We start from the raw sequence: 18,446 nt of genomic DNA, 5'->3' as shown, positions 1-18,446 counted from the left end.
TGTAATAGTGAAGCTCAATGATAGACCAAGAAGGAAACTAAATTACAAAACACCAGCCACATTAATGGCTGAACACATGGTGGCTATAGCTGCTTAGCGGTTATGCACTTCAACGTTGAATCTGCCTCCTTCATTGACAGCCAGGCTTTGGAGCAGATATTGCCCCTGTTTTATCAGTCTTTTTTCACTATTAGGCAGACCAATCAAGGACAGGCCGTAGGGTTTTCCATTGATTTTACCTAAGGGTAAATGCAACTGGGGCAAACCGCATAAACTCGCCAGCGCTGTCATACCCAGTAAACCTTTACGATAACAAGTTAATGAATTAAATGATTTTTTCAGCTCGGGTGGTAACCCGGGTGTTGTTGGAAGACATAACCAACCGCCCTTGCTCTTTAATAAATAAATAAACAAAGTACTAAAGTTAGCCGCTTTTAGTTTCGCTTCAGCGTACTTAACTTTGGTAATATTTTTTGATTGATCAATGCGTCTGGAGACATCCTTAGCGACAGAGGTTTGATGTTCTTCCAGCCACACACGATGCTCTTGAATCAACTCGTATCCTTGAATAATGCTAAACCACTCCCCTAGCTCTTCAAAACTGACGGTACAAATATCAAGTAGCGAATCGGTTGAGACAACATAACGATTACGCGCCAGTTTATTTAATTTGTTAGTTAACTCTTCTTTTACTTGAGGATCCATCAATGCTAAAACACTTTTTTCGACAAAAATAAAAGCGTCTTCAAATTGTTCCACGGGTGATTGTTCAGGGAATAAAGCCGTAACCACATTGTCCATCACACTGATATTACGGCTGAGAATACTTGCCGTATCAAAACTTTTTGCCAACGAAAAGCTATGCTCCAGCGGCAATGCAGAATAAGTTGCCCTTAATCCAAAAAGTCCGCAGTAACTTGCTGATATTCGAATTTCACCGGCGGTATCAATCCCTAAAGCAAAATCACTATCACCGCTAATGATCGCTGCAGAGCAGCTTGATGAACCACCCGACTGGCATTTCGGTGCTAAGGAGTTGATGGCTGTACCATAGTGGGCATTAACACCATCAAAACCGTAAGCTAATTCAGATGTTTGTACTCGACCGGAGCAATATGCCCCCTGCTTTAATAATTGCGTAATAATAGGGGAGGTTTGAATCGCAGGCTGATGACTCTTTAACCAAGTTGGATTTCCCGCGCCTGTCACATAACCTTTGACATCAAACAGATCCTTAAAGACAAAGCGGTAACCTGAGAGTACACCGCGGATCTTGATTGCCGGAATGCTTTTAGGCCCTTGTCGACAATAAACACTTGTATCCATAATTGACCTTACCTAATAGTTGAAAATTTAAGACTGTTATTCGTCTCTTTGATAGAAAATAGAAGTTGCTCTGACGACACAACTGTTTTGTATTATACCCAAACTACTTTAAGACGAAGATTCACACAACAAAATAAATAATTAAGACATTTTTTATTCGTTGAAATTAATCAGAATAAAAACAATATGCATTTAACACGCCAATTTGTCTTCATTAAAATATTGGCAGGAATTAAATGCTTCTTTGTGTTTAACTGCTGAATCTGTAATGCGTTTACTTAATTTTTATAATTTTTATGCAAAGAATGACTTCAGTGATCGACACTTGCTTTATTGATAGTCAGTAGCGCAATGATCATGTTGCACCATTACGGTGCGGAGCAATAGTCGTCAGGTGCACAAACAACCCAAGTCGACAGTCTCGAAGATCTCTGCAGTCTCCGCGATATCGATTATAACAAAATTCAACGACTCTAAGATGACAGTCTTCGCGCCAAAATACGGCAATCTTGGAATAAAGATTTAATCCGTTAACAGGCTTAAATAATATACCCAGTCAAATCCATCGCCGGGATCGGTTTTCCTGCCCGGTGCTATCTCGCTATGGGCGACGATACGTTGTTTACTGATGGCCCGATAACGTTGTTGTATTTGTTGGGTCAAGATTGCAAGTGCTTGATATTGATCCTCTGTATAGGCGCTTTTATCTGTCCCTTCAAGCTCAATACCAATGGAGTAATCATTGCATTGAGCGACCTCTGCAAAGCTGGATACTCCGGCATGCCAGGCGCGTTTTTCAAAGGGCACATATTGCTCAATCTCACCATCGCGGCGAATCACACAGTGCGCCGAAACTTCAAGCCCTTCAAGAACGTTAAAATCAGGGTGAGCCTGGCAATCTAAACAGCCGCTAAATAAAGACTCAATTTCCGTGCCGCCGTAACAACCTTCGGGCAGACTGATACAATGAATAACTAATAAGCTGATCTCAATCCCTGCAGGTCTTTGATTACAAAAGGGACTGGTTATCTGTCTGGCATTTTGATAAAAGCCGAGTTGATTAATCACAATTAATGCTCCTTAAAAAAAGCTGACGGCTTCGAGCTGACGGCTGAATCACAGACAATAAAAAAGGCGCTAAAAGCGCCTTCCGTTAATAATTATTTAAATTATTATTCCCACTCGATGGTTGCAGGCGGTTTACCTGAAACATCGTACACTACACGGGAAATACCATCAATTTCATTGATGATACGGTTTGATACATGACCGATTAAATCATAAGGAAGATGTGACCAACGCGCGGTCATAAAGTCGATGGTTTCCACACAACGCAGTGACACAACCCAATCGTATTTGCGGCAATCACCCATCACACCCACGGATCGTACCGGCAGGAAGACCACAAATGCCTGACTGACTTTATGGTAAAGCTCAGCTTTATGTAACTCTTCAATGAAGATAGCATCGGCACGGCGCAGCAGATCACAGTACTCTTTCTTCACTTCACCCAGTACCCGTACTCCTAGACCCGGACCCGGGAAAGGATGACGGTAAAGCATCTCATAGGGCAGCCCTAACTCTAAGCCGATTTTACGCACTTCATCTTTAAACAGTTCACGCAGTGGTTCAACCAGGCCCATTTCCATATCATCGGGTAATCCGCCGACATTATGGTGAGATTTAATAACATGTGCTTTACCGGTTTTAGAGCCTGCCGATTCGATAACGTCAGGGTAGATAGTGCCCTGCGCTAACCATTTGGCATTTTTAAGCTTTTTAGATTCTTCATCAAAGATTTCAACAAAGACACGGCCAATGATTTTACGTTTTGCTTCCGGATCGCTTTCGCCGGCCATCTGCTCCAAGAATCGATGTTCAGCATTTACATGCTCAATTTTCAATCCGAAGTGATCACCAAACATATCCATCACCTGCTGACCTTCATTTAAACGCAGCAAACCGTTATCAACAAATACACAGGTCAGTTTATCACCAATCGCACGTTGTAATAACATCGCCACAACAGATGAATCAACACCGCCGGAAAGACCAAGAATAACTTCATCATCGCCAATCTGCGCTTTCATACGGGCAACGGCATCTTCGATGATTGAACTTGGCGTCCAGAGCGTTTCACAGCCGCAAATATCCACGACAAAGTGACGTAACATACGTTCACCCTGGCGAGTATGAGTCACTTCAGGATGAAACTGTACGCCGTAAAACTGTTTTTCTTCATTGGCAATAGCAGCAAACTGACAGGTAGCGGTATTGGCAATAGTGACAAAACCCTCTGGAATCGCTGACACTTTATCACCGTGACTCATCCACACATCTAATAGCGCATTGCCATTTGCTGCAACCGCATCTTCAATCAGTTTAAATAGTCCAGAAGCGGCTTGTACTTCAATCTGTGCGTAACCGAATTCGCCTTCGCCTTCACCTTTAATAACCGCCCCGCCGAGTTGCGCCGACATAGTCTGCATACCGTAACAGATGCCTAATACCGGGATACCCGCAGTAAAAACATATTCAGGTGCACGGGGAGAACCCTCCGCAATAACGCTTTCAGGACCGCCCGCTAAAATAATACCGTTAGGATTAAAATCTTTAATATCCTGCTCATCAACATCCCAGCTCCAAAGTTCGCAGTAAACACCTATTTCACGGATACGACGCGCGATTAATTGGGTGTACTGAGAACCGAAATCTAAAATCAGAATTCGCTGTTCATGAATGTTTTTGTTCATTGGATGGTCCCTTTTTATAAAAAATAAAGACGGTAAAAACCGTCTCCGTAATAATTCTTCAGTTATCTGTCATGAACAGTAACTGCTGATAATTCCCCCCTGCGGAGATTGCTCTTCTGCAGGGGGGAATAACTTAAAAAGCGATTAACCACCGGTACGGTAGTTTGGTGCTTCTTTAGTAATAGCAACATCGTGCACGTGGCTTTCACCCATACCAGCACTGGTGATTTTAACAAACATCGCTTTAGTATTCATATCATGAATAGTGGCACAACCGGTAAGACCCATAGAAGAACGTACGCCGCCCATCTGCTGATGAATAATCTCTTTTACTTTGCCTTTATAAGCAACACGTCCTTCAATACCTTCAGGGACTAATTTGTCCGCTGCATTATCGGACTGGAAGTAACGATCCGATGAACCCTGTGACATAGCAGCCACGGATCCCATACCACGGTATGATTTGTATGAACGTCCCTGATACAAAATGATCTCACCGGGAGACTCTTCAGTACCGGCAAACATACTGCCGACCATGACACATGATGCACCAGCAGCTAATGCTTTGGCGATGTCACCGGAGAAACGAATTCCACCGTCGGCGATAACCGGTACGCCGGTACCCTCAAGCGCCGCAACAGCATCTGAAATAGCCGTAATTTGCGGTACACCAACACCGGTAACGATACGTGTTGTGCAGATTGAACCAGGGCCGATGCCAACCTTAACCGAACTACAACCCGCTTCAACCAAGGCCAAAGCCCCGTCTCCCGTTGCCACATTGCCGCCAATGATATCTAAATCAGGAAAAGCCAGACGGGTGGCTTTAATACGATCTAAAACACCTTGAGAATGACCGTGTGAAGAGTCAATTAACAGTACGTCCACACCCGCTTCAACTAATGCTGCAACGCGTTCTTCATTACCCGCACCGGCACCCACTGCAGCGCCTACGCGTAAACGACCGAATTGATCTTTACAGGCATTAGGTTTCTGTTCGGCTTTACGGAAATCTTTTACCGTGATCATGCCGCAAAGTTTGAAGTTATCATCGGTTAATAATACTTTTTCGATGCGGTGGGCGTGCATTAATTTTTCAATTTCATCACGCGGAGTATTTGGTTTTGCAGTAACAAGATCCGCTTTACCCGTCATAACAGCAGAAACCAATTTACTTAAATCGGTTTCAAATAAAACATCACGACCGGTAATAATCCCGATTAACTCGCCCGAGTCTTCAACAACAGGATAACCTGCAAAGCCATGTTTAATGGTTAATTCTTTAATTTCTGCCAGTGTTGTATTGGGAGAAACCGTAATTGGGTTTGCAACCACACCACTTTCATGAATTTTTACCAAACGAACTTCTTCAGCCTGTAATTCAATTGACATGTTTTTATGGATAAAACCGATGCCGCCCTCTTGAGCTAAAGCAATCGCAAAACGAGACTCAGTAACAGTATCCATAGCTGCTGAAACAACAGGGATATTTAACGAGATATTTGGCGTTAGTTTAGTTTTTAGGTCGGCAGTATTTGGCAGTACAGTCGAATGACTGGGTACTAAGAGTACATCATCAAATGTTAATGCGTCTTTGACAATTCGTAGCATTGCAATATCTCACTTATAGTTGGGAGGGTTATTCAATATACTCAAATAACTGAGTATGATATTGCGATGGGATTTTAATCGTTCTGTGAGCTAAGTACAATTAAAAAATCACCTTAAGGGCAACTCTTTTTATCATTCCACGTAACTGTTAGAATCTAAATTAATTTTTACGGTTAACCCATAGCGATAAACCATGAACATTTCTAACAATAAAAATATTTACAGCGTCAGTTCCCTCAATCGCGCGGCAAAAGCGCTTCTGGAAACAGGATTGGGTGTCATTTGGTTATCGGGCGAAATTTCCAATCTCACTATTGCGGTTTCCGGGCATTGGTACTTCACTCTGAAAGATCACAGTGCGCAGGTGCGTTGTGCGATGTTTAGAGGAAATAATCAGCGCAGCGGTTTTACCCCCAAACATGGCCAGCAGGTTTTAGTGCGCGCCAAACTCAGCCTTTATGAAGCACGCGGTGACTACCAGCTGATTGTTGAAAGCATGGCACCGGAAGGGGATGGTTTATTAAAACAACAATTTGAAGAATTAAAGTTTAAATTAGCCGCCGAAGGTTTATTTTCTGAAAGTCACAAAAAACCCCTGCCGCAGTTAATCAAACGCATTGGTATCATCACCTCATCAACGGGGGCCGCAGTGCATGATATTCTCAGTATTTTAAAACGTCGCGATCCTCGCCTGCAGGTGATCATCTACCCGTCTTTAGTTCAGGGTGCGAGCAGTGCAGCATCGGTTGCAGCGCAAATTCAGTTAGCCAATGCCCGCAATGAATGTGATTTATTAATTGTCGGGCGCGGCGGCGGTTCACTGGAAGATTTATGGTGTTTTAATGAAGAGGTGGTGGCTTATGCAATATATAACAGTCAGTTACCTATTATCAGCGCCGTTGGCCATGAAATTGATGTCACTATTGCTGATTTTGTCGCCGATTTGCGCGCCGCAACCCCGTCAGCAGCGGCTGAACTGGTCAGTCAGAATAAAGCCTTTCACCAAACCCAATTGAATACCTTAACCACCCGCATCAAGCAGGCCATTCTGGCGCGCCTGCAGCTAAAATCACATCAACATGCTTTACTCAGAGAAAAATTACTCAATCTGCATCCTAAGCATAAGCTCCAGCAACAGACCTTACAGTTAGATGAACTCAGTCTGCGCTTACAGCATGCTTTTCAGGCAACCATGAATCAAGGTAAACAGGATCTGCAAAGACTGCAGAGTGGTTTATTTCAACACAGTCCGGAAAAGATAATTTCTGTAGAAACACAAAAACAGCAACAACTTCAGCACCGTTTAGAACATGCAATGCAGGTAACACTCAATCAGAAAATGACTTTATTACAAAATAAGAGCAGTCAACTCAATGCAATAAGTCCGCTGGCAACACTGGCTCGCGGTTATGCGATAGTAAAAGATAAGCATGGCAAAATAACCACCGATGCGGCTATGCTGCAACCCGGGGATAAAATAGCGGTACGTTTAGATAAGGGGGAATTTAAGGCTCAAGTGCTAGGCGACGAGCTGTAAGGCTACGAGATGCGAGTTGTAAAGCTGTGAGATGTGAGCTGACAACTGAAAGCTGTTATTTGCGATTACCGGCAATCGCTATTGACTCTGTATAACAGTCTTAGCGATTGCCGGATAATCAATTAGTTAAGGACGAACTAAGTTTTCACCAATACCAATCCACTTGTAGGTGGTCAGTTCTTGTAATCCCATCGGACCGCGCGCATGCAGTTTTTGCGTTGAAACGGCGACTTCTGCTCCTAATCCGAATTGACTGCCATCGGTAAAACGAGTGCTCGCATTAATATAAACAGCAGCAGAATTGACTACATTGATAAACTTATTCGCAATAGTAAAATCATTAGTTAAGATACCGTCGGAATGGCCAGAACTATGGTCGCGAATATGCGCAACCGCCTCATTGAAATCGGCAACTACTTTAACGCCTAGATTTAAACATAACCATTCACGTGAGAAATCACCAGCTTCGGCAAGCGTCGCGTTATCACCTAAAATGGCTTTAGCTTTTTCTTCTGCAATCAGCGTCACGCCCATAGGGGCAAGGTGAGCATACAGTTTAGGTAAAAATTTATCGGCAATATCCTGATGGACTAAAAGTGTCTCCAGTGCATTACACACTGTCGGTCTTTGTACTTTAGCATTGGCAATAATAGCTAATGCTTTTTCCTGATCAACACTTTTATCAGCAAACAGGTGACAGACACCAATACCGCCAACGATCACCGGAATAGTACTGTTTTCTTTACAGAATTTTTGCAGGCCGGCATTACCGCGCGGAATGATCATATCCACGTATTGATCCATTTTTAAAAGCTCGCCCACTAAAGCGCGATCTGTGCTGTTAATATACTGCACTGACGTTGTCGGTAAACCAACGGATTTTAAAGCCCCTTGAATCACTTCCACCAGAACGATATTAGAGCGAATCGTTTCTTTACCACCACGTAAAATACAGGCATTACCGGTTTTTAAACTCAATACTGCAATATCAATGGTAACATTCGGGCGCGCTTCATAAATCACCCCGATCACACCAATAGGCACACGACGTTTACATAGTTTCAAACCGTTTTCAAGGAGCTTACCATCAAACTCTTCGCCAACCGGATCGTCTAATTTAATCACACTGCGCAGATCGCTGACCACGCCGGCTAAACGCTCTTCGTCAAGCAGCAGACGATCTAATAACGCTTCAGTCAATCCCGCTTTTTTGCCCGCTTGAATATCTTCTTGATTGGCTGAAACAATCTTATCCTGGTTAGCCTCTAGCGCTACAGCAATCGCTTCTAACGCGGCATTCTTTGTTTTACTGTCAGTGATTGCAAGTTCATAACTTGCTTCTTTTGCTAACTTACCTAATGATTGTAAATTCATCAACTTTTCCTTAATCAAATATTAATTATCGTTTATAAGAGTACTAAATCATCTCGGTGAATAACCACCCGACCATGTTCAAAACCTAATACCGCTTCAATTTGCTCTGAATGTAACCCTTTAATTTTTTCTATATCGGCTTTTTTATAACGTACCACCCCCCGGGCCAACTCCTGGTCGGCCTGATTAACAATACTAACAACATAACCGCGTGAAAAATGATCGGTTGTTGCGACAATACCTTTTGCTAATAAACTGCTGCCGCCGTGTAAAATAGCGTTCTCCGCCCCCGCATCGACAATAATTTTACCACTGCAGCGCGACGCGGCAAAAATCCAGTTTTTACGCGCTTCTAAACGGCTATTTTCAGAGCTGAAACGCGTGCCCACGGACTGATTATTAGCGGCATTGATGATCACATCCTTTTTATGGCCCGAAGCAATGACCACTTCAATACCCGCTCGATTGGCAATGATAGCAGATTCAATTTTCGTCGCCATGCCGCCTGTCCCCAGGCCGCTTACACTGCCGGTTGCAAGACTATGAATTTCCCGAGTGATTTTTTGGATTTCGGGAATCAGCTGAGCATCGGGATTATTACGCGGATCACTGGTAAACAAACCCAGTTGATCGGTTAATAAAATCAGCTGATCAGCATCTGCCAATAAAGCCACAAATGCCGACAGATTATCATTGTCACCTACTTTAATTTCACGAGTAGAGACCGCATCATTTTCATTAACTAACGGAATAATGCGGTATTTCAACAGCGTTTTTATCGTATCTCGCGCATTCAAAAAACGCAGGCGATCATCTAAATCAGCACGGGTTAAGAGCATTTGCCCAACATGTACCCCGTATATTTTGAACAGGTTCTCCCACTCACGGACTAATTGCCCCTGGCCCACGGCTGCCAGCATCTGTTTATTTGCTATGGTGGGTTCAATATTATGCAGCCCTAAATGCTCTTTACCGGCAGCAATAGCGCCGGAGGTGACCACAATAATTTGATGTCCCTGTTTATGCAACAGGGCACATTGACGTACAATTTCAACCATATGTGAGCGATCTAACTTGGTCGTACCGCTGGTAAGCACACTTGTACCTAATTTTACTACAATGGTTTTTTTATTGATTTTCATGCTGGTTTCGTTTATTAAAAATTTCGTGGACGAAAAAAACAGCAACGCGCTACGCGTTACTGTTGATGATTATAACATTATTCAATTGAGGATAGTAAATATCGCTTTTATGCCTCCCGCCTTATCCTAAACTTAGCAGCATACTATTTCCCGATCATTTAACGGTAACTGAGTTTCAGTTTCAATTAAGACTTGCAACCGCGCTATGAATAACGCAAAAGAGTTATCAATTTGTTGCATATCCTTTTTAGGAATTGCGACGGCCTCCCAATCTCCGTTCAGATTGTAATGACCGTTAAAGCGTTCATAGTGAAAACTATCTTCATTTTTTGTAACAATCATCCACCAGCCCAAAAACTCCCTCTCTTCCGGCTGTTTTTGATCATCCAGGCAAATTTCCAAACAATCAAAAAAATAGGAGGATTCCGTTGAATTAAGGCGACGAAAATAAGGGCCTAAATCAGTGAGCAGTTTAATAATTCGGCCATGGGATGGTCCTTTTCTTTCGTCCAATGTCATAAATATATCTTCCTATTGTTGATAAATATTTAATTATTTTACACCTACTCAGCCAGATGTATTGTTAACCATTTGGCAGAATAACTTAAAGATTTTAAATATGATTCAAATATGGGAGGTTTATCAATAATGTGTGACTCTCCTTCACGACTGGCACGGGCAATCAACTTTAGATCTTGCTGGTTGCAAATTATATCATCTTTGTGGCCAATACTTAACAGAGGGGTTTTAATGCGCGTCCGTGCAAGCAACCCCTGTTTGATAAGTGAAAGTGGCACACAAAACTTATACAACAGCTCGGCGCTGGAATTGTTAATCTGCATACGTGACGCAAGACAATCTAAGAGCATTGGCGGTAATCTTTTGAAATTATCGAAATTGTCAAAGATACTGCCTACGGCAGCACCAACACAGACCACAGATTTAACGCAGTTCGGCTCTAAAAAGGCCAAACGAGCAGCAACATTCCCGCCAAAGCGCATTCCCATCAACGCAATACGATCGTGATCGACCCAGGGCACTTCTTTTAAAAAATGGCAAATGGCTTGATGTAAATTGGAGGAGTTTTGCTCCAGTTTGACATGTGAGGAAAGACCAATGCCAGGCAGGTCGACGCTGAGCATCGCAATGCCTGCCGGGGCAAGCTCCTTTTCAAACAAAGGTAATAATTCACACTGCAGGGTATCGAGTCCTCCGCTAATAATAACTACCGGGTGGATAGTGTCATCATTTGGAAGATGTAAATAACAAGTGACCTCTTTACCTTGAAATGGCACTTTAATCTCTTTTAAAATCATCTTGTTATTATACTTTGCTGACTCTCGGTAGTTGCTAAATGCTAACACTCGCGCCTGCAGGCTTAATTCATCACCTTTTAAATGAGGATAACCGGCAATGCTATAAAATTGTGATGCTAAATAATATGCTTTTTTAGCCTTTTCAGTGTCGTCCTGCTGGGCATATTTATTACCCTGTTTGTAATAAAACATGCCTTTTTGCGTCCATTCATAGCTCCAATTGCCCGAGTGAAAGCCGATGACACTGTCCAATACCTCTTTGTCACTACGCGCATGCGTTGATGCGGAAATACGGGAGATCACCTCATAACAGTCTATCAGGTCTAAACCTTGCCAGGACCACAGCATAAATTTTAATAAACGATACCAACCCGTCTGCTCTTCCCCCTCCATAACCACATTATTTTGTTTATGGTTTTTTTTAGTGGCGGAGTTAGCAATAATAGTTGATGTTTCCTGCACATTTAATTTATGGGTAAACAGCTTTTCAGATAAATTTTCCGACATAGAAGCACTCGTTTTGAAAAATAGCGTTAGCTTAAGAATAAAGTAAAATCAGGGATAAATCATGTTAAAAATGAGCAGTAATAAAAAACAGTAATAATAAGACTATTTTTCTTTCCGTTTGTTTTTATAGATTTTTTGTAGCGGTCACGTTGGTTACCAACCTAAGCCACTTTTCCCCAAACACTTATAGAGGCGTGGTAAAATATTAAGGTTTAAACGGGAACATCATAACACTTTCCAAGTAAAATTTTCTCGGCAAGTTCTAACCTGTCTTTATCTCCCTGCAGCAAAACCAGATCACCGACTTCAAAAAGCACTTTTTCAGAAATGTTCACCTCGGATCCATTTCCCCGATGCAGAGATTTGATAATAACGCCGGCAAGTTGAAACTCCTGCACATAACTCCCTATTTGCTCAGTGCCGGCAGTCAAGGTTACGGCATGCAGTTGTTCGATATGCCATGCATTTTTCTCACTCCGACTATCTTGTCCGTAATAAAAACCGTGCAGATGCTGGTACTTAATTTTACGTTCACGCTCTAAACGCTGCAAAATTCTTCGACTTGGCACGCCGGATAAAAACAATACATGTGCAACCAGCATCAAACTGCCCTCTAACACTTCGGGGATAACCTCCGTTGCACCCGCCGCTTTTAATAGATCCAACCCCCTATCATCCTTGGTGCGCACCAGTACTTTGAGGCTCGGATTTAGCGCCCTAATCTGACCCAACAAAGCCATTGAACGGCGTAGGTCATCAAAAGTTATAATAAGTAAATTGGCTTTTTCAATACCGGCAAGTAATAATATTTCCCTGCGGCTGGCATCTCCAAATTCAATCATTTCCCCTCCTTCCCGAGCTTCTTTGACCCGCATAGGATCTCTGTCTAAGACAATAAAGGGCAACGATTCATTTTTTAAAAATCGCGAAACAATTTGCCCGACGCGTCCATAACCACAAATAATAGTGTGTTTATTAAATTGCCCGGGCAGTGTTTTTTGAAAACGAAAAGCTTTGGCTGAATGGTGTAAGAATTCCCGGGAGATATTATTGCTGTATCTTACCAATAGCGGCGTAAGCATCATGCTAATCACCCCTGTTGCAATAATCAGGGAGGATAACTGCGCGTCTAATAATTGATATTTACTGGCCAATGCGACCAATATAAAACCAAACTCACCCATTTGTGCCAAGGCAATGCCGGTCCCCAGCGCTGTTGTCAATTTCTCTTTCATAATAACCGCCGCTAAAGTGATGGTTAAGGTTTTCGCCAGCATCACTCCTATTACGATTAAGATTAAGGTACCAAAATTATCGATTAATACCTGATACTGTAAAAGCGTGCCGATTGAGATAAAAAAAATGGCCATTAAAATATCTTTGAATGGTCTGATGTCGGCCGAAATCTGATGGCGATAATGACTTTCGCCGAGCATCATACCCGCCAAAAAAGCCCCTAATGCCATGGACAAACCCAGTAATTGGGTAAACCAGGCGGCTAAGATAGTCACAAACAGCGTTGATAAAATAAAAATCTCATCAAACCGCAGACTCGCCATTTCATCAAAAAACTTGGGCAATAACCACCGCCCGACAGATAATATAACCGCTACCGCTACCGCGCCTTTTACAAAAGCAAGCGACAAAGCGGTCACAATTTCACCTTCAAGTCCGGGCATGGCAATAATAGGGATAATAATTAAAAAGGGAACCACTGCAAGATCCTGGAAAAGAAGAATGGAGATTGCCAATCGACCTGTTCTGGATTGTAACCTCTGTTGATCGCTTAATACTTTAACAATAATGGCCGTTGACGACATGGTTAATACCCCGGCAACGGTAAACGCCTGCTGCCAGCTGAGATCAAAAAATTGGCATAACAAGTAGAAGAGAAAAAATGAAGTGGAAACCTGCAGTGCCCCAATGCCAAAAACAGCGCGACTCATTTTGATAAGTTTGTTGAGTGAGAACTCCAATCCCAGTGAAAACATTAAAAAAACGATACCAAACTCGGCGACCAGCTCTATTTCATGATAGGAATGAAGAAGATTAAGCAGCGAGGGTCCCAGAATAAATCCGGTAAAGAGGTAGGCAACAATATTCGACAATCTCAGGCGTTTAAAGATAAGTACGCTGACAATTGCAAAAAAAAGTAATAATAACAGATCATTAAGCACTTTTTCCGTTAGCTCCCTATGAATTTAACCGACAAAGTAAACTAAAATTTATTTTTAAAGTATAGCTAATCAGCAATAAAACGGTTTTATTGCTGTGCGCTAGCGCTTGTAAATATCAAAGAGCCGTTATTATTTGAATCTAAGTATTTTGCTATCAACCCAAGCTTTAAAATGCCCAACCCTTCTCTTAACGACTTGAATCCGATGAATTTTATTGACTGCTGCATTTTCTATTTATCGATGAGGATCTATCGATGGAGATGTATCGGGGATTTTTATAATAGACGGATTTGATTTGTATAATAGTTTTAAAATAAAAAATTATTCTATCACCCATTTACAATGGTAATGATAATCGTTATCATTAAGGAGTGTTTAATAATAACAAAAGGGCTCTCCAATGAAAAAAACAATGACTTTTGCAATATTACATTTCTCAGTCGCTTTTACTGTTACTTATTTATTAACCGGCAGCATAGTAATCGGCGGGACAGTTGCCTTAGTTGAGCCTGCGGTTAATACCGTGGTGTTCTACTTTCATGATAAAGTGTGGAAAAAAATAGAGTCAGAAAAGCTGGCTGAAGAAAATAAAATGGCGAGCATCGATCCTGTTTGTTAACTGTCTACGAATAAGAATATTAAACATAAACAACAGTCATCTGCAACGAAGCGGCTTAAAAACAATGCGAGTTATTGTTCACACTTTCCTACACTTGGCTTATCAATAAATAAAGGATCAATAGAGGCAGTCCGCTACTGATCCTTTAATTTTTACTTCAGGGGTTTTAACAGCGGCTTAATAACACTGCTCAGGCTGGCGAAAACCACTAATACGGCGACAACCGGTAATGTAAACCACATTAAAAGGTGTAAGCTCGGCTCCAGCTTAAACCCCCATTTTAGCAAACTAAAAACAATCGACTCGGCCCCTGCGACGGCCACCAAACCCGCGGCAATGGCCATCACGCCATATTCACCCCACAGGGTTTGACTGATTCTTTTCCTGCTCGCACCGAGTGTGCGATATAAGGTAATTTCACGTTGGCGCTGATTCAGGCTTAAACGTAATAAGGTAAAGATCAGTAATAGTCCGCTGAGCACGCCAACGCCCGCGAGCACCGTGAGAGACCAAGTAATTTGCCCTAAAATAGTTTGAATTTTGCCGCCCATAGTGCGCAAATCTAACAAACTGACCGTTGGATAATCGCGTCCAAGCTGATTCAGGAAGGGAATTTGTCGATCGTCAATACGAAAACTGACTAACCAGGTGGCAGGCAGATTCTTAACCACATCGGGAGTAAAGATAAGATAAAAATTCGGCTTCATACTTTGCCATTCCACTTCGCGTACTGAATTTACCGGTACGCTGAAGGACTGGCCATTAACGACAAACCCCAATTCGTCGCCAATCCTAATGCCTAAATCGGTTGCTAAGCTTTGCTCAATAGAAACCCCTTGTTGCGTTGTCCATTGCCCGGCAAGCACTGGATTATAATCGGGTAGCTCGGTTGCCCAGGTAAAGTTTAATTCACGATTTAAGGCGTGAATATTATCATCACCATTATCGCCATATTTCTTTGCATCTTCTCCGTTAATTTTTGCCAGGCGGCCACGAATAATAGGGTAAGCCGCAGATCTTTGGACCTGATTATCATCTAATTTTTTAAGGTATGCTTGTTGCTCCGTTGGCGCGATATTAATGGCAAAAACATTAGGCGCATCGACCGGTAAGGTATTCTGCCAATCGCCTAATAAGTCGGTTCTTACCAACCAGATCACCGCCACCAGCATCAGCGATCCCGACAATGCGGCAAGCTGCATCATAGTACTTTTTGCGGAGCGTTTAATGCGACTTAAGGCCAGAGACATTGCCGGCCCCCACTTAGCTTTACTGAGAAGATGTAATAAAACATAACTGACAGTGGCGAGCACCACAAAGAGTATAATTAATCCGCCAAAAACCATCCACACTAAGGTATTAGTACCGTAAATCAGTAAAAATGCAGCAGCAGGCACGGCAATTAACCACAGCCCTTTTTTAGAATTTTTTACAGCCTGAGCCTGTAATACCGCAATAGCCGATGTATCCAACAACCTTATCAGCGGTATGCCTAATGCAGGCAAACCGATCAACAACGCAACCGCGCTGCCAAAAACAAAAGGCTGCCAACCATAGCTGGGCAATTGATCCGGTAAAATACCCGCTAAGGGTAAACGCAGTAACAGTTCCAGCCCCAGTCCAATCAGAGAGCCTAAAATAATACCTGCCGCAAACATCAAAGTAACCTGGCTTAATAACCACTGACGCAACCAGCGTTTACTGGCTCCCATACTTTTTAACATCGCCACCGTACTGGTCCGACTGGTCGCATAATGCTGGCAGGTCAGTACTAAGGTGACCGCAGCCATTAAGATCACCATTAAAATGGTAAGGGACAGGTATTGTTTCGCTTTTATGATTAAATCGGCTGTGCGCCCCTGATTTTCCTCACTGATCCAACGTTCACCCGCTTGTAAGGGGTGATTTTTCTGGAGCTGCTTAAGGGCATTATCATTGCCCTTAAAAAAAGTCCTATATTGTACTCGGCTGCCTAATTGGATCGCACCGGTTTTACCCAGGTCCGCTTGATGAATAAACACAGTGGGCATAGTGCGAAAGGGGTTATAGGCAAGTTCTGGCTCCGACGCTATTTTCCCGGAAACCTTTAACTCCAAATCACCAATGGCAAGCTGATCACCAATTTTCACCCCTAATAAAGAAAATAAACGTTCCGCAAGCCATAACTCACCGGGCTGCAGGGAGCCTTTAGTGGCGCCATTCGAACCGATTAAAAGCAGATCACCTCGCAGCGGGTAACTGCTTTGCACTGCTTTAACGCTGACTAACTGCATACTGCTGTTAGTGCTGCTGGTATTAAATGCCATGGTTTGAAAACGAATTTGATTCGAGGTAGTTAAACCGAGTTGCTCAGCCTCAGTCAATATTAGTTCAGGGGTTGGGTTCGCGGAAGAGAAAACCAGATCGGCGGCAAGCATCGAACGGCCATTATCGGTCATGACTTTTTCAACACGAATGGCCAATGCGGATAGCGCAACCACGCAGGCAACGATCAAAGTCAGCGCGACCATCACCGGCCACAATTGCCCTTGCCAGATTTCACGCCAGCTCCAGCGTAATACCATTTTCCGGCCAGAAGCCATTTTACCTTTGTTCATTAGACCTCCTGCAACTCGCCGGCGTGAATAGACAGAGTGCGGTTGCAGCGTTTTGCTAAATTTGCGTCATGGGTGATTAATACCAACGTTGTGCCATGTTCACGGTTCATTGCAAATAAAAGTTTAATAATATTTTCCGCCGTGTGCTCATCTAGATTACCGGTCGGCTCATCGGCAAACAGGATTTTGGGCTGAGTCATAAATGCCCTTGCTAATGCCACTCGCTGCTGCTCGCCGCCGGATAACTGCGCAGGCAGATGGGTCTCACGACCGGTTAATCCAACGGATGCCAGTAACTGCTTAGCTTTATCTGTATTTTCACCTTCTCCGCGTAAAATCGCCGGTAAGGTCACATTTTCGACTGCGTTTAATGATGGAATCAGCAAAAAACTTTGGAAAACAAAACCGATAGATTCGCTGCGAATCTGAGCACGCTGTTCATCATCCAATTGTGATAAAGGTCGACCCAGTAATTCAATTTCACCTGAGCTGACAGTATCCAATCCCGCCAGTAAAGCCATTAATGTTGATTTACCCGCTCCAGAGGTACCAACAATTGCCACAGTCTCACCCGCAAATACTTCAAATGTGATATCTTTAAGAATAGATAATTGTGTTTCATTAGAAACGACGGATTTACTCACTGATATTGCTTTTATGATGGATAATGACATGACAAAAATATTTTCCTTGTGTTTCGCGCTGCTTTTTTGTGCAGCAGCCAACGGTCAAACACTGCTCATTCTCGGTGACAGTTTAAGTGCCGGTTACAATATGCCGATTGAACAGAGTTGGCCTTCTTTGTTAAGTGCAGAACTGCACACGCTGGATAAATCAACTACCGTTGTTAATGCCAGTATTTCCGGCGATACAACCAACAATGCCTTGGCCCGCCTGCCGGGATTACTGTCGTTACATAAACCCACATCCGTCTTAATTGAACTGGGTGCAAATGATGGTTTGCGTGGTTTCTCCCCGTCATTGGTAAAGGCCAATCTTGAGCAGATGATTAGCTTAATTAAAGATCAAAATGGCAATGCTATTTTGATGCAAATCCAAGTCCCCCCCAACTACGGTAAACGTTACAGTCAGGCATTTAGTTCACTTTATCCTCAATTAAGTCAAAAATACAGTACTCCATTAATTCCCTTTTTTCTGGAGCAGGTGATCCTTAAGCCGCAATGGATGATGAACGATGGATTACACCCGACAGCCGATGCTCAACCCTGGATAGCGCAATATATGGCCGAACAATTGGCTCCCTATTTGCGATAGTTGAAAGCAGATAGTTGAAAGCAGATAGCTGAAAGCAGATAGCTGAAAGCAGATAGCTGAAAGCAGATAGCTGAAAGCAGATAGCTGAAAGCAGATAGCTGAAAGCAGATAGCTGAAAGCAGATAGCTGAAAGCAGATAGCTGAAAGCAGATAGCTGAAAGCAGATAGCTGAAAGCAGATAGCTGAAAGCAGATAGCTGAAAGCAGATAGCT

At 42.9% G+C, this 18,446-nt stretch carries 14 protein-coding genes; 3 read left to right on the top strand and 11 right to left on the bottom strand.

The window, feature by feature from the left end; all coding sequences use genetic code 11:
* Nucleotides 1-93: 93 nt before the first annotated feature.
* The 4 genes from ACJAZP_RS18375 to guaB all read right to left on the bottom strand — a co-directional run bounded on the left by ACJAZP_RS18375 (nt 94) and on the right by guaB (nt 5,690).
* Nucleotides 94-1,326 carry an amidase family protein gene (locus ACJAZP_RS18375; RefSeq protein WP_415232202.1) on the bottom strand — a complete coding sequence of 411 codons (1,233 nt, stop codon included), beginning with the start codon at nt 1,324-1,326 and terminating at the stop codon, nt 94-96.
* Between the two features lie 522 nt (nt 1,327-1,848).
* Nucleotides 1,849-2,394: a 1,6-anhydro-N-acetylmuramyl-L-alanine amidase AmpD gene (ampD, locus tag ACJAZP_RS18370; protein WP_415232201.1), complete on the bottom strand. Its 546-nt coding sequence runs from the start codon at nt 2,392-2,394 to the stop codon at nt 1,849-1,851.
* 104 nt (nt 2,395-2,498) lie between these two features.
* The gene (guaA, locus tag ACJAZP_RS18365; protein WP_415232200.1) at nt 2,499-4,079 is read right to left on the bottom strand and encodes a glutamine-hydrolyzing GMP synthase; all 1,581 of its coding nucleotides are present in this window, start codon (nt 4,077-4,079) and stop codon (nt 2,499-2,501) included.
* 144 nt (nt 4,080-4,223) lie between these two features.
* Nucleotides 4,224-5,690, bottom strand: coding sequence for an IMP dehydrogenase (gene guaB, locus ACJAZP_RS18360; protein ID WP_415232199.1), 1,467 nt, complete (start codon nt 5,688-5,690; stop codon nt 4,224-4,226).
* A gap of 193 nt (nt 5,691-5,883) precedes the next feature.
* Between guaB and xseA the strand changes: the two genes are divergently transcribed.
* Nucleotides 5,884-7,227, top strand: a complete 1,344-nt coding sequence (xseA, locus tag ACJAZP_RS18355; RefSeq protein ID WP_415232198.1) for an exodeoxyribonuclease VII large subunit — start codon at nt 5,884-5,886, stop codon at nt 7,225-7,227.
* Nucleotides 7,228-7,353: 126 nt separating this feature from the next.
* Here the strand turns inward: xseA and ACJAZP_RS18350 are convergent, their stop codons facing one another.
* From ACJAZP_RS18350 to ACJAZP_RS18330, 5 genes are all read right to left on the bottom strand, one after another.
* A complete protein-coding gene (locus ACJAZP_RS18350) occupies nt 7,354-8,601 on the bottom strand; it encodes a glutamate-5-semialdehyde dehydrogenase (protein ID WP_415232197.1) in 1,248 nt (415 codons plus the stop codon).
* A 32-nt stretch (nt 8,602-8,633) separates the two neighbouring features.
* Nucleotides 8,634-9,743, bottom strand: a complete 1,110-nt coding sequence (proB, locus tag ACJAZP_RS18345; protein ID WP_415232196.1) for a glutamate 5-kinase — start codon at nt 9,741-9,743, stop codon at nt 8,634-8,636.
* 132 nt (nt 9,744-9,875) lie between these two features.
* On the bottom strand, nt 9,876-10,262 hold the full coding sequence (crl, locus tag ACJAZP_RS18340; RefSeq protein ID WP_415232195.1) for a sigma factor-binding protein Crl: 387 nt from the start codon (nt 10,260-10,262) through the stop codon (nt 9,876-9,878).
* A gap of 44 nt (nt 10,263-10,306) precedes the next feature.
* On the bottom strand, nt 10,307-11,566 hold the full coding sequence (gene frsA / locus ACJAZP_RS18335) for an esterase FrsA (protein WP_415232194.1): 1,260 nt from the start codon (nt 11,564-11,566) through the stop codon (nt 10,307-10,309).
* Between the two features lie 212 nt (nt 11,567-11,778).
* On the bottom strand, nt 11,779-13,743 hold the full coding sequence (locus ACJAZP_RS18330) for a cation:proton antiporter (protein ID WP_415232193.1): 1,965 nt from the start codon (nt 13,741-13,743) through the stop codon (nt 11,779-11,781).
* Nucleotides 13,744-14,143: 400 nt separating this feature from the next.
* On the opposite strand from ACJAZP_RS18330, the gene ACJAZP_RS18325 reads away from it, so the two are divergent.
* Nucleotides 14,144-14,362 carry a DUF2061 domain-containing protein gene (locus tag ACJAZP_RS18325; RefSeq protein ID WP_415232192.1) on the top strand — a complete coding sequence of 73 codons (219 nt, stop codon included), beginning with the start codon at nt 14,144-14,146 and terminating at the stop codon, nt 14,360-14,362.
* Nucleotides 14,363-14,514: 152 nt separating this feature from the next.
* Here the strand turns inward: ACJAZP_RS18325 and ACJAZP_RS18320 are convergent, their stop codons facing one another.
* Nucleotides 14,515-16,959 (bottom strand): ABC transporter permease, encoded by a 2,445-nt coding sequence (locus ACJAZP_RS18320; protein ID WP_415232191.1) that lies wholly within the window; start codon nt 16,957-16,959, stop codon nt 14,515-14,517.
* Nucleotides 16,959-17,633 (bottom strand): ABC transporter ATP-binding protein, encoded by a 675-nt coding sequence (locus tag ACJAZP_RS18315; protein ID WP_415232190.1) that lies wholly within the window; start codon nt 17,631-17,633, stop codon nt 16,959-16,961. Before ACJAZP_RS18315 ends, ACJAZP_RS18320 begins: the two co-directional genes overlap by 1 nt.
* Between ACJAZP_RS18315 and tesA the strand changes: the two genes are divergently transcribed.
* Nucleotides 17,632-18,234, top strand: a complete 603-nt coding sequence (tesA, locus tag ACJAZP_RS18310) for a multifunctional acyl-CoA thioesterase I/protease I/lysophospholipase L1 (protein WP_415232189.1) — start codon at nt 17,632-17,634, stop codon at nt 18,232-18,234. The two genes, ACJAZP_RS18315 and tesA, sit on opposite strands and share 2 nt — an antisense overlap.
* Nucleotides 18,235-18,446 lie beyond the last annotated feature (212 nt).

Source organism: Psychromonas sp. (assembly GCF_047632955.1).
Classification (GTDB): domain Bacteria; phylum Pseudomonadota; class Gammaproteobacteria; order Enterobacterales; family Psychromonadaceae; genus Psychromonas.
Note: the sequence above shows the minus strand (reverse complement) of the source record. Positions and strands in the feature narration are given on the sequence as shown.